The following is a 13,201-nucleotide window of genomic DNA, read 5'->3' on the forward strand; positions in this document are numbered from 1 at the left end:
TTCAGTTCTAGCGCAAAAACTAGGAAAAATCTGTAACTAAAGCTGCAATGCTGCTAATTTTCCTAATCAGGCTTTTAAAATGATAGAATAACCCTGATCATCGATTGAATCACTTCAGCCTTGACTCGCTTTCTTTGGGACAAATTTAGTAAAGATTACCTCGAAACTTTTCTCGCTTCTTCCGGTGACGTGAAAACTAGCCTTGATGTGACGGCAGAAACTCAAGAAATCGATGTGTATTTTCGACCGACTTCCCCAGAAATACAGCCCGAATTAGGCCTATTGGGAAAATTAGCTCAAACCCCTTGTTTATTGGAACCCTATCGCAATCCTGTCACGATTGAGGGTATTATTGCTTGTTTATCTAAACTGTTGACTGTGCGGGAACAATTACAAAGAGAAGCTCACCGTCATCAACAACCCTTATTAGCAGAAAATATTCCTAGACTATGGATACTAACTCCTACTGCCAGTCAAAGAATTATAACTGCTTTTTCAGGTCAATTAAACCCAGATTGGGGAGAAGGAATTTACTTTTTAGCCCCAGCATTAACCACATCCCTTATTGTCCTGCATCAATTACCTGAAACCCCTGAAACCCTTTGGTTAAGATTATTAGGTAGAGGGGGAACCAGAAGCAGAGCGATTGATGAATTAGAAGCCTTGTCTCCTCATCATCCCTTTAAATCAGCTTCCTTAAAATTATTATACAATTTGAGTAGGAACTTGCAAGCCTTACCCAAAAGAACCCAGGAGGAGAGGAAATTTATTATGCGTTTAGCCCCTTTATACGAACAAGATAGAGAAGCAGCGATTCAAAAGGGTAGAATCGAAGGGATTCAACAAGGAGAAGCTATCGGACTTCAAAAAGAAGCATCCAAGTTAGTGCTACGTCAACTAAAGCGACGTTTTGGTGAATTGCCCCCGCATATCACCGAAACTATTCAAAAACTCTCAGTAGAAAAATTAGAAGACTTAGGAGAAGCATTACTAGACTTTGAGACTCAAGCTGACTTAATTAATTGGCTGAACTAATAAATAGGCTTTGAAGATGATAAAATAACCATCATCATTGATTGAATCACTTCAGCCTTGACTCACTTTCTTTGGGATAAATTTAGTAAAGATTACCTCGAAACTTTTCTTGCTTCTTCCGGTGACGTGAAAACTAGCCTTGATGTGACGGCAGAAACTCAAGAAATCGATGTGTATTTTCGACCGACTTCCCCAGAAATGCCGCCCGAATTAGGCCTATTGGGCAAATTAGCTCAAACCCCTTGTTTATTGGAACCCCATCGCAATCCAGTCACGATTGATGGCATTATTGCCTGTTTATCTAAAATGTTGACAGTGCGGGAACAATTACAAAGAGAAGCTCACCGTCATCAACAACCCTTATTAGCAGAAAATATCCCTAGACTATGGATACTAACTCCTACTGCCAGTCAGAGGATTATAACTGCTTTTTCCGCTAAAGAAAAGTTATTATAAATCCAACAAAAAAGATTACAAGGAAGAGCGACTATTCCCGCAGCTGAGGTGGATAAAATATATGGGATAGAACCTTAAATGAGCTATTCTGTTACTTTTGAACCAGAGTCGATAACTGATTTAGATTTGATCACCGATTTTATCAGACTTAGGATTGTTAATAAAATTAAATATAACTAATAAAATTACTTTTTTAGAACCATGCCAGCAAAAGATATTTACCATGAAGCCGTGAAAAATGCCTTAATTAAAGACGGTTGGAGTATTTTAGCTGATCCTTATAAAATTAAATATAAAGATGTTGAATTTTTGCTGATTTAGCAGCAGAAAAACCTTTGGCTGCTGAAAGAAATGGACGTAAAATTGTTGTGGAAATCAAAAGCTTTTTAAGTCCCTCACCTATGAGATATTTTGAAATAGCTTTAGGACAATATATTTTATATCGAAATTTAATCAGTCTTGCCGTGAGTTAAGTTATCGGTAAATCTTGCCTCGAAATCTGAGGTTTATAAAAGAAGCTTAAAGGAGCTATTCTGTTACTTTTTAACCAGTTTATCCCTATGGTTAACAAGAATTTGAGCTATAATCATAATATCTCTATAACCCCGCATAAAAAAGGCTTATGGCCATTTCAATTACTTTAACCCTACCTGATGAGATTTTTAATCTAGCTCAATCCTTAGCCCATTCAATTAACCGTGATCTTAATGATATATTAGTAGAAGCGATCGCTTTTTCTATTAGTCCCAATTATCAAGGCGAAAAAATCTCATCCCTAAATTCATTATCAGATGAAGAAATTATCAAATTAACTCAATTACAAATGGCATCAGAACAGGATCAAAGATTAAGCGAGTTGCTCAATCAACAACAAGAGGGGGATTTATCAACCTTTGAAAATAGGGAACTTTGGTCATTGATGCAAATTTATCAAATAAACTTGTTAAAGAAGTCTCAAGGATTAAATGAAGCGGTTAAAAGAGGATTAATTTCACCATTAGAAGCATGAATCCTAGCCCTATTCCCGACTATATTAAAGATAAAATTCGCCAACAAGCTAATACTAAATCTGGTTATTAAAAACTGATTATTTATTCCCCCTTTTGCATGAGGTTCTCTCCTTTATAAGTAGCCTATACTCAACGGATTTAGTATAATTGCTGATTGTCGGTATTCCTGCAAATGTGAGATGCACCAGGTCAATTTATTGCGGCGGAACCTAGGAGCAAAGGTGAGCATTTCTGTCAAAGAAATAAGTAGAGGTAGAACCTCGCTTATCTGCATTCCAAGCTATAACCTTGCAACCAGTCAAAAATATTTATATAACCCATAACTATCTTAAATATAAAGATCAATAAAAAATTATGATTAAATAACCCTTGACTTCCCCCCTCCCTTGTGATATTTTTGCTGTGGGATATTGGCGCAAAACTAGCGTTAAATATGACCATATTTCTGTCCTAATTATGGCCATCGAATCCATGAAAAAATTACTGACAATTTTAACCCCCTTGACTCTGATGGGATTAACTGGAGTTGCTCCTGCTCAAGCGGCAATAGTAGCTGGTTGGAATCAATTTACCGCTTCTGGGGCATCCTATCCCAAAGCGGCGGATAATGTAGGTGCGAATATAACCAGCACTGGGTTAAACACCGCCGGGATAGCTCGGCTGCCCTTTAGTCCTTTCCAGCTAGGTGGTGATAATGGTGGGTGGAATACAAGTGGCACTGTTAATACCAGCCAATACGTCGAATTTGCCGTACAACCGGGTGCAGGTTTTCAAGTCGATTTTACTAACTTACAACTCAATGCGCGGCAGGATCAAAAGCGGATAGATTTAGTCTTGCGCTCTAGTGTTGATGGGTTCACCAATAATTTAGGGACACAAGTTAGACTAACAAATAGCTTTAATACCTACAGCTTTGACCTAAGCAGTTTAGCACCCCAAACCGGCCCGGTGCAGTTCCGTCTCTATGGACTGAGTGCTAGTGAACCTAATGTCATCTTCTATGGTACAAACTCTGCTAATGTTGCCGGGGGTGGGTTTGTGGCTCTTAATGGGGATATTACTCCTACTGGTGGCGGTGGTGTATCAACCCCGGAACCTAGTGGTATAGTGAGTTTAATCGCTGTTGGTGCCTTGGGTGCCGCTTCCCTTCGTCGTCGGGGATAAATTATCCTTGGCAGGGGCAACTACAGAGGAGTTGTCCCGATATCTTGATATAATCGGGAGTGATAGGTCAATTATCTTTTCTGAATAGGGGCAAATATGCAGATAAAAGACATGACTCCCCAAGAGTTACAAAGTTTAATCCGTAATACAGTAGATGATACTCTAGATGAATACTTTGGTGATCCAGATGAGGGAAAACAAGTTAAGGAATCTTTTAAAGAAAAGTTATTAGAAATCCGACAAAAAAGACTACAAGGAAGAGCGACTATTCCCGCAGCTGAGGTGGATAAAAGATATGGGATAGAACCTTAAATGAGCTATTCTGTTACTTTTGAACCAGAGTCGATAACTGATTTAGATTTGATCACAGATTTTATCAGACTGAGGATTCTTAATAAAATTAAATGGTTAGCTATCAACTTTGAACAGATAACTCCCCTACCTCTTACGAGAGAATGGTCAGGGTTTTACAAATTAAGAGTAGGAGATTATCGGGTTATTTATGAATTTGATCGAGAGAGTAGGATAATTATTATTGTTAGAGTAGGTCATAGAAGTGAAGTTTATGACTAAATACCTACTAAAATAATTGGGATCAGCAATAAGCTAAGACGCATTTTAACCGCCTATCCTTATGATAGCGAGATTATTTTCTAGTAAAAATTGCCAAAGACAGCCCAATTATTGACAAAATTATGGCAGTATAAATCGAGCGGTAGCCCTGATTAATTACGGCACGGCATATAATAAAAAACGGTCTCCCTAAACCAGTTGCCAAAATCGCCGCCATGCACAGTCAATTACTCGATAAACTCGGACAATTACAAAACCTCTTAAAAACCAGCGAAAAAGCTCTGATTGCCTATTCTGGGGGCGTAGATAGTACCCTAGTGGCAAAAGTGGCCTATGATCTGCTAGGGGGTCAAGCATTGGCAATTACGGCGGTTTCCCCTTCCCTACTGCCGGAAGAATTGGAAGAAGCGACCGCTCAGGCCGATTATATCGGTATTCGGCATGAATTGGTGGAAACCGAGGAAATGAATAACCCTAATTACACCAGTAATCCCGTTAATCGCTGTTATTTCTGCAAAAGTGAGCTACACGACACCCTTAAACCCCTTGCTCTCGCTCGTGGTTATTCCTACGTCATTGATGGCGTTAATGCTGATGATTTAAGGGATTATCGTCCCGGGATCCAAGCCGCTAGGGAGCGCGGCGCTCGTTCACCTTTGGCGGAAATTGGTATCACAAAAAGCGAAGTTCGTCAACTATCTCGTTACTTAAATTTACCTTGGTGGGATAAACCGGCGCAACCCTGTTTAAGTTCCCGTTTTCCCTACGGGGAGGAAATTAGCCTGGAGAAATTGCAAAGAGTCGGACGGGCGGAGATTTATCTGCGAAAATTAGGTTATCGTCAATTACGGGTGCGATCGAGCGGCGATACGGCACGGATTGAATTACCGGCAGCGGAAATTCCCGACTTTATTAATCGGACAAATTTAAGCGAATTAGTCGCTGATCTGCAAAAATTAGGCTTTATCTATGTCACCCTCGATCTAGAAGGTTATCAAAGCGGCAAGCTTAATCGAGTCCTCTAGTTCAGTGATCAGTGATCAGTAAACAGTAATCAGTGGACTGAAAACTCAAATCTGCTCTAACAGTTATCTTAATGGTGAGGTACGAAGTTTTCCTTTTGGGGAGTCGGTCGTCAATACCAAATTGGGTTATACTTCATCTTGACGAGAAAAGCTGTAACGGATAACTGATAACTACTGGTCACTGATAACTGATAACCGGTCACTGATAACTGATAACCGGTCACTCGATCGGATATATTAAAAAAATGTTAAAAAGCCGGGGAGCGGACTGATGAACCTTTTTCTGGGGTTCCTAAGTCTTTATCCCTAAACCTCTAATTCCCAAGGCGAGGATAGATGAGTCAACTACAAAATGCCTTTACCCTATTCCTGAGCCTGTTGGTGGAAGCGATGCCTTTCTTGCTGCTAGGGGTGATTCTCTCTAGTATTCTTTTAATATTTGTCGATGAACGTCGCCTAGTTGCTCTGATGCCTCGAAATGCTATTTTAGGAGCATTTGTGGGGGGATGTATTGGGTTTTTGTTCCCCGTCTGCGAGTGTGGCAATGTACCGGTGGCGCGACGTTTACTTGTGCAAGGAATGCCGAATGCAGTAGCGGTTAGTTTTCTCTTAGCAGCGCCGACAATTAACCCGATTGTTATCTGGTCCACTTGGGTAGCTTTTCGCGATCAACCGGAAATTGTTTTCTATCGAGTTATCTTTTCTTTGTTCATCGCTACGGTTATCGGGATTATCTTTAGTATCCAAAAAGATCCGCGACCACTCCTCCAAACCTCTTTGGCAAAAAGTCTCAATTGGCAACCGGAAACACCAGAAAAAGAATCTATCCCACTACTACTACAATCTGGGTCTTTTCTGATCGGTAATTCTGGCAAAACTTTGCGCTTAGACGAAAGTTTTGCCGCTACTGCTGTCCTACCAGCAGTGCAAGCTATCCCGATGAAAAAGCGCTGGTTAACTTTTCTGGAAAACGTGGTGATGGAATTACGCGAATTAGGAGGAGTGTTAATCTTAGGAAGTGCTATAGCGGCCGGTTTACAGGTGTTTGTTCCCCGGGAATTTGTTCTTAATTTGGGTCAGGATCCGATTACTTCGATCTTGGCCATGATGCTGTTAGCGGTAATTGTTTCGATTTGTTCCACGGTTGATTCTTTTTTTGCTCTCTCCTTTGCCTCTAGTTTTACCAGTAGTTCCCTACTGGCTTTTTTAGTGTTCGGTCCGATGATTGACCTGAAAGGGATTGGTTTAATGTTGTCTATTTTTAAACCGAGAATGTTAATTTATCTCTTTGCTTTAGCAGCGCAAATGACTTTTTTACTCACCTTGGCTCACAGTTATTTATTTTAGGTCAGTACCTGGATAGTTTTTCCCATGAATTCATCACGTCTAAAAATAATCGCCCCCCAATTTATCGATGTTATTGCCCTAATCGGTTGGGGTTCGTTACTATTTAAATACTGGATAACTGGACAGTTAAATTTACTGATACATCCTAATTATTTTATTCTGGTTCTCATCACCAGTATGGCTTTATTTGCCCTTGGAATAGTCAAGCTTTGGACATTATTAAAACAGTGGCGAAAAAAGATTAATTTAGATAGTAACGATAATCGATCGCATATTACCATTCTTCCTCAACATTTTGGCTCAGGTTTATTAGTAATAACTGCCCTTTTAGGCCTATTTATCTCCCCGCAGCCCCTCAGCAGTCAAATCGCATTACAGAGGGGAATTAGTGAATCTTTACCCCTAACTCGCGTGCAAACTCAATCCTTTGGCACTACCGTTAAACCGGAGGAAAAAAGTTTAATTGAATGGGTAAGAACTTTGAATGCTTACCCCGAACCTGATGCCTACACGGGACAACCGGTAAAAGTCACAGGTTTTGTGGTACAATTGCCGCAATTACCCGATAACTATTTATTAATTAGTCGCTTTATTCTTACCTGTTGTGCCGTGGATGCTTATCCCGTGGGTTTGCCGGTGAAACTATCAGGAAGTCGCAGTCAATATCCCAATGACACTTGGTTAGAAATCACTGGAGAAATGACCACGGAATCCTTACCCGTAGAGGTGGGAAAATCAACCACCAGAAGACAATTAGTAATTAAGGCCAAATCCGTGAAACCTATACCCACTCCTGTGGATCCCTACGGATATTAATAGTTATCAGTGATCAGTTATCAGTTATCAGTTATTGTTCTTAACTATCTACTATAATGCTGAAAACCTTACAACTACAACCAATTGATAAATTAGCGATAACATTAATTGTATCCCTAACCTTAGTAATTGGCGGTTTAATTTGGTTAGGTAATAGCTGTGGTAATCAATGTCTTTTACAAACTGGCCCAAGGGTCAAGGAATTTAGCTGGGAAAATCGAGAAATTGGTGCGGAAGATCAAGCATTTATTATCACTTTTGATCGCCCCATGGATCATGCTAGTGTAGAAAAAAATCTAGTTATCGATCCTGCGCTGCCGGGGAAGTTTAGTTGGGCCGGAAGACGATTAGCTTATACCCTCACTTCTCCCATTCCCTACGGAGAAAAATATCATCTGCAAATTGAAGGTGCGCGGGAACAATTTCGCAGCGGTAATCGATTAGGACAAACCCTGGCAATTTTTGAAAGAGAATTTAAAAGTCGCGATCGAGCTTTTGCCTATATTGGCACTAATGGGGAAGAACAGGGAAGATTAATTTTTTATAACTTGACCGAGGAGAAGAAAACCGTCTTAACTCCCGCAGATTTGACCGTTATGGCTTTTGAATTTTACCCTGATGGTAAAAAAATCCTCTTTTCGGCCGTGGCGAAAAATCAGGGGATAGAGGGAATTCGTGAACTGCAGCTTTATCAAGTTGATAGCAGTCAATCGCCAGCAAAAATTGAGTTAGTGCTAGACAATAAAGATTATCAAAATAATCATTTTGATTTAGCTAAAGATGGGGAAACTATTGTCGTGCAGAGAATTGAGCGCCGCAATCCGATTAACTTCGATTTATGGGCAGTTAAATCGGGGGAAAAACCCCAACAATTAAACATCCAAGGCGGGGAATTTTTGATTGCACCTGATAGTAAAACTTTAGCTGTCACCCAGGGGGAAGGAATCGCCCTTTTGCCTTTAAAAACCGAAACAAAACCCCTAGATTTTTTACCAAAATTTGGGCGAATTTTGAATTTTTCTGCTGATGGTACAGCTGCGGCAATGGTGAATTTTAATACTGATAATGCCAAAATGCGTTATATTCGATCACTTTTTTATGTCAATAATCAAGGATTACAAAAACGCTTACTCAATCTACAAGGTTCGATTATAGATTGTCAATTTAATGCCACTGGTAGTGATTTGTATTGTTTGTTAACTGAGTTAGTTACTAACAGTCAAGAGTACAAAGAAAAACCCTATTTTGCTAAAATAGATGTGAAGACCGGTCAAGTGACTCCCCTACTAGAATTAGCCGATTATCGTGATATTCACATTAGTTTATCTCCCGATAGTTTAGCGATTATTTTTGATCAACTTCGCACCAGTTATGATACTAATCCGACTAATCCCCTAACTACCGATTCAGGAGAAACAATTATCGGTGGTCGTTTGTGGATGTTAATTCCTCCCCTACAAGATGGAGTAAAAGCAAGTAAATCTGATTTAATTGAATTACCTCTAGCGGGAATTCGTCCCCAGTGGATGCCATAGAATTTCATTATTAACTTGGGAATTATTTCGATGCTGTCAAACTCAGAAAAATTAGCCAAATTGCGTCAGTATTTTGCCAGTGGTGCCACTCGTTCTTATCAATTCCGTCGTCAGCAGTTAGAGAAGTTAAAACAGGCAATCATTAAATATGAAGCGGATATCTATGAAGCTTTATATAGGGATTTAAAGAAAAGTCCCGAAGATTGTTGGATTACTGAAAATGGCTTCCTTTTGGTGGAAATTAATACCGCATTAAAAAATTTGCGCTCATGGATGCAACCCAAACCTGTTAAAACTAATCTTTTAAATTTCCCCTCCTCCAGTCAAGTTATTCAGGAACCTTTAGGAGTAGTTTTAATTATTGCTGCTTGGAATTATCCCCTCCAATTGTTATTAGTGCCTTTAGTTGGTGCTATTGCTGCCGGTAACTGTGCGGTATTAAAACCGAGTGAGTTTGCCTCAGCGACGGAAAAATTAGTAGTTAAAATAATTAAAGAGATATTCCCTGAAGAATATGTGTTAATTGTACCCGGAGATGGTGCGGAAGTAATTCCGAATATGTTAGACAGTTTCACCTTTGATCATATATTTTTTACTGGCAGTACAAGAGTAGGAAAAATTATTTATCAACTAGCAGCAGAAAAGTTAATTCCTGTTACTCTAGAATTAGGGGGAAAAAGTCCCTGTGTTATCGAAGCTGATGCTAATATTTCCGTGGCAACCCGTCGCATTGCCGTGACAAAATTCTCTAATTGTGGTCAAATGTGTATCGCAGCTGATTATGTTTTGGTACATCAATCCCAGCAGGAGAATTTGATCAGAGAATTAGCTGATACTATTGTTAATTTTTTCGGTGAAGATGCCAGATTAAGTGCTGATTATGGTAAGATAATCAATGAGAAACAATTTGATCGCTTGATTGACTTTCTCAAAGATGGTGAGATTGTTTTTGGAGGCAAAACCGATCGAGAAAATTTATATATTCAACCAACTTTATTAACTAATGTTTCCCTCGATGCTCCTATTATGCAAGGGGAAATATTTGGTCCAATTTTACCGATCATTGCCTTTAGCACTTTTGAGGAAGCTTTAGCAATTATTGCTAAAAACCCTAACCCTCTAGCTTTTTATCTGTTTACTACCGAGGCACATACCGAAAAGAAATGGCTAGAATCAGTCCAGTTTGGGGGAGGTTGTATTAATAACAATAGTTTTCATTTTACTAATCCTAGTTTACCCTTTGGTGGTCGAGGAAATAGCGGTATTGGTAGCTATCATGGTCGTTTTTCCTTTGATAATTTTAGTCACCAAAAAGCGATTATGAAAACACCTCTTTGGTTCAATCCCGCTTTAAAATATCCGCCTTTTAAGGGTAAATTAGGCTTATTTAAGTTATTGGTTCGGTAAAAAGCTATAGTTTAGGTTAAAGCTTTTAAGAGAGCTTGAAATTTAAGCTGAATTTCTGCTAGTTCTTTTTCCGGATCGGAACCGGCAACAATACCCGCACCGGCGTATAATCGCGCTCGATCGCCTTCAATTAAGGCCGAACGAATACCAACAATAAACTCACTATTATTTTGACAATCAATCCAACCCAAAGGAGCGGCATAAAGAGAGCGATCAAAGGTTTCATAATGACGAATTTGTGCTAAAGCGATCTCGGTGGGAACCCCAGCAACAGCAGGAGTGGGGTGTAGTTGGGCAACAATTTCGAGGGGATGGATAGAGGGTTTTAGTTTGGCATGGATAGGAGTCCAGAGATGTTGAATATTGGAGAGTTTTAACAATCTAGAGGGAGAATTTTGGGGATTTAAGCCAATTTGTCGCAGTTTTTGGTTAATAAAGTCACTAACGGCCCGATGTTCCCGTTGTTCTTTTTCACTAGCGAGGAGTTTATTGGCAAAGAGAGCATCTTCGATCGCATTTTCTCCCCGGGGGGCGGATCCCGCTAAAGCATCGGTGATTAATTGCCCCTGATGGACAGTTAACAAGCGTTCGGGACTAGCACCGATAAAATGATCTCCCCGTCCATTGCCGAGGGAAAAAGTGTAGCAATCGGGATGACGCTGACGCAAATTATCGAGACAGTTTACCAGATGAAAAGGACGGGGAGAAATCACGTCAAGAGCGTGAGCGAGGACAATTTTGCTAAAATTTTGAGCCTGGATAGATTGGAGTGCATCGGCAACAGCCGCTTGAAAATTATAGGTAGGATGAATATAGTAACTACAGGAATCCTGGTGGGGATTTTGTCGGCAATTGCTCGAGTTATTTTGGATAATTTTGAGGTTATTAATAGTTTCTTCGAGGGAGTTTTCTATTTCTTTTGTGCCGGTGATTAAGAGATTGGTCAGGAAAAAATATTCCGACTGTTTTTTGATAATTTGAAACTTAGGCAGGGTTAGGGTAGCTGAGGGAAAGGGGGTAGCTGTTGCCGAGTCGAAAAAAGTGAAACTACAAAAGATGCGGGGAGTAATCTCGCTATAGTTATCAATTTTAATAATTCTTTGTTGACAGGTTTCAATAAATTTTTGAGCTTTTAAAAAACGTTGTTTGCCGTGGAAATTGGCAGTAAAGGCGATGCTGTAGCCGAGAAAAGCGGTTTCTCGTTCGGGATTTTCCCAATAATAATGGGTGGGATAGCTAGGGGCAATCCGAGAGAGAATTTCTAGGGGATCAAGGGGGGAAATTTTTTGACAAAAACTGACGATCGACCGATTTCCCTTTTCTGCGGCTAACAGTTGCGGGTTGAGGATAAAGTCATAGAGGCTGCGAAGATCAGCAATTGGACTATCAGGATGGGAAAGGCGAGGAACGGCAGAAGTCATGTCAAGTTTTTTGTATTTTTTGCAAAAAAAACCATGATTAATGGTATGTAATCCCCACAGGTGTGGCCAGAGTCAACGATCTCTTTTTAACTATGGTATCGGAGAAAGGGTCTTTAGGCAGAAAAGGAGCCGGATATTTGTGACGATTAACCGCGTTGACGACAAATGAAGGCTTAAAATCTCTAGAGAGGGCTATTATTTAAATGGGCAAAAAAATTAATTTAATAACTGCTACTTTACAAGTTTGTGGAAATTGCCACCACGGGACAAGTGGGGATACATTGTTCACAAACCACACAACGGGAACGCAAAAACTTGAGACGAAAACTTTCGGGATCAAGGGTTAAAGCTTCCGTGGGACAAACTCCCGTACATAACCCACAATCGACGCATTTTTCTTCATCAATGACGATTTCGCGACTAACTTGGGAAACGCCAATATTTTGTAATTGTAACCATTCGATCGCCGCTTCTAACTCATCGATATCTCCCGATAATTCTAATACTAATGTTCCCACTTGATTGGGGGCAACTTGGGCGCGGATAATATTAGCGGCGACGTTAAAATCCTTCGCCAGTCGATAGGTAACGGGCATATGGACGGCTTTTTTGGGAAAAGTGAGAGTAATACGTTTTTTCATGAGGATAGGATAGGATAGGAATAATTTTTGAGAGACTATCCATGACAGCCACCACACCCACCAATAAAATCAGAAATCTGCTGCTGGCAGTGACGGCAGTTATCCTTAGTGTAGCGATTTTCTTCGGGTTTCAAACCACCGCTAGTTCTGTATCTTTGGAAGCGCAAGCGGAAAAAGCGACACCTTTCGATCTTGCCCTCAGCAATGGTAAACCCACCCTGACAGAATTTTATGCTAATTGGTGTACCAGTTGTCAGGCGATGGCCGCTGAAATTGCCGAAATTAAAAAACAATACGGTAATGCCATTAATTTTGTTATGCTCAACGTTGATAATAATAAATGGTTGCCGGAAATTCTCCGTTATCGTGTGGATGGGATTCCCCATTTTGTCTTTTTAAATAACCAAGGACAACCGGTTGCCCAAGCGATCGGAGAACAACCAAAATCAATTTTAACTGCTAATCTAGAGGCACTTTTAACTAATTCTACCCTACCCTATGCCACCACTACGGGACAGACTTCTGATTTTAATGTCCTTGCGGGTGCTAGTCAAACCGATCCCCGCAGTCACGGCAGTCAAGTTAAGCAGTAATCAGTAATCAGTTATCAGTTATCAGTTATCAGTTATCAGTGGAAAGCTTATGGCTGAAAGCTATAATTCAAGAGTTAACTATCAATAGGTAAGTACCTAAGCAAAATTAATTACACATATCTAACCACCTCTTGCCTTTTGCCTATCTTTTCTAGGAAATTTATTTTACACGACTACT

At 40.0% G+C, this 13,201-nt stretch carries 13 protein-coding genes and 2 pseudogenes; 13 read left to right on the top strand and 2 right to left on the bottom strand.

The window, feature by feature from the left end; all coding sequences use genetic code 11:
• Positions 1–120 precede the first annotated feature (120 nt).
• From ACOCD9_RS01465 to ACOCD9_RS01520, 12 genes and pseudogenes are all read left to right on the top strand, one after another.
• Positions 121–1,035, top strand: a complete 915-nt coding sequence (locus tag ACOCD9_RS01465) for a DUF4351 domain-containing protein (protein WP_287701313.1) — start codon at positions 121–123, stop codon at positions 1,033–1,035.
• Positions 1,036–1,092: 57 nt separating this feature from the next.
• Positions 1,093–1,473, top strand: a pseudogene (locus tag ACOCD9_RS01470) (hypothetical protein); the annotation flags it as partial.
• Positions 1,474–1,692: 219 nt separating this feature from the next.
• A pseudogene (locus ACOCD9_RS01475) lies at positions 1,693–1,952 on the top strand (element excision factor XisH family protein); the annotation flags it as partial.
• Between the two features lie 161 nt (positions 1,953–2,113).
• Entirely contained in the window at positions 2,114–2,500 is a 387-nt protein-coding gene (locus ACOCD9_RS01480; protein WP_024969784.1) for a hypothetical protein, read from the top strand.
• 472 nt (positions 2,501–2,972) lie between these two features.
• Positions 2,973–3,665, top strand: coding sequence for a PEP-CTERM sorting domain-containing protein (locus ACOCD9_RS01485; RefSeq protein ID WP_287701365.1), 693 nt, complete (start codon positions 2,973–2,975; stop codon positions 3,663–3,665).
• Between the two features lie 96 nt (positions 3,666–3,761).
• Complete coding sequence (locus ACOCD9_RS01490; RefSeq protein WP_045359291.1) at positions 3,762–3,977, top strand: hypothetical protein; 216 nt, start codon at positions 3,762–3,764, stop codon at positions 3,975–3,977.
• Positions 3,978–4,238 carry a type II toxin-antitoxin system RelE family toxin gene (locus ACOCD9_RS01495; RefSeq protein ID WP_002780565.1) on the top strand — a complete coding sequence of 87 codons (261 nt, stop codon included), beginning with the start codon at positions 3,978–3,980 and terminating at the stop codon, positions 4,236–4,238.
• Between the two features lie 215 nt (positions 4,239–4,453).
• On the top strand, positions 4,454–5,263 hold the full coding sequence (larE, locus tag ACOCD9_RS01500) for an ATP-dependent sacrificial sulfur transferase LarE (RefSeq protein WP_287701319.1): 810 nt from the start codon (positions 4,454–4,456) through the stop codon (positions 5,261–5,263).
• A gap of 336 nt (positions 5,264–5,599) precedes the next feature.
• A complete protein-coding gene (locus ACOCD9_RS01505) occupies positions 5,600–6,610 on the top strand; it encodes a permease (RefSeq protein ID WP_287701321.1) in 1,011 nt (336 codons plus the stop codon).
• Between the two features lie 24 nt (positions 6,611–6,634).
• On the top strand, positions 6,635–7,426 hold the full coding sequence (locus ACOCD9_RS01510) for a TIGR03943 family putative permease subunit (RefSeq protein WP_287701323.1): 792 nt from the start codon (positions 6,635–6,637) through the stop codon (positions 7,424–7,426).
• A gap of 56 nt (positions 7,427–7,482) precedes the next feature.
• On the top strand, positions 7,483–8,961 hold the full coding sequence (locus ACOCD9_RS01515) for a hypothetical protein (RefSeq protein ID WP_419546205.1): 1,479 nt from the start codon (positions 7,483–7,485) through the stop codon (positions 8,959–8,961).
• 30 nt (positions 8,962–8,991) lie between these two features.
• Positions 8,992–10,368, top strand: a complete 1,377-nt coding sequence (locus ACOCD9_RS01520; RefSeq protein ID WP_419546206.1) for an aldehyde dehydrogenase — start codon at positions 8,992–8,994, stop codon at positions 10,366–10,368.
• A gap of 11 nt (positions 10,369–10,379) precedes the next feature.
• On the opposite strand, the gene ACOCD9_RS01525 is transcribed toward ACOCD9_RS01520, so the two are convergent.
• Together ACOCD9_RS01525 and ACOCD9_RS01530 are read right to left on the bottom strand one after the other, a co-directional pair.
• The gene (locus ACOCD9_RS01525; RefSeq protein ID WP_287701329.1) at positions 10,380–11,789 is read right to left on the bottom strand and encodes an isochorismate synthase; all 1,410 of its coding nucleotides are present in this window, start codon (positions 11,787–11,789) and stop codon (positions 10,380–10,382) included.
• 236 nt (positions 11,790–12,025) lie between these two features.
• Complete coding sequence (locus ACOCD9_RS01530; protein ID WP_046663094.1) at positions 12,026–12,430, bottom strand: NIL domain-containing protein; 405 nt, start codon at positions 12,428–12,430, stop codon at positions 12,026–12,028.
• A 41-nt stretch (positions 12,431–12,471) separates the two neighbouring features.
• Here ACOCD9_RS01530 and ACOCD9_RS01535 point away from each other — a divergent pair, with 41 nt between their 5' ends.
• Entirely contained in the window at positions 12,472–13,023 is a 552-nt protein-coding gene (locus ACOCD9_RS01535) for a thioredoxin family protein (RefSeq protein ID WP_287701332.1), read from the top strand.
• Positions 13,024–13,201: the final 178 nt, after the last annotated feature.

The organism is Microcystis sp., from assembly GCF_048564745.1.
Classification (GTDB): domain Bacteria; phylum Cyanobacteriota; class Cyanobacteriia; order Cyanobacteriales; family Microcystaceae; genus Microcystis; species Microcystis ichthyoblabe_A.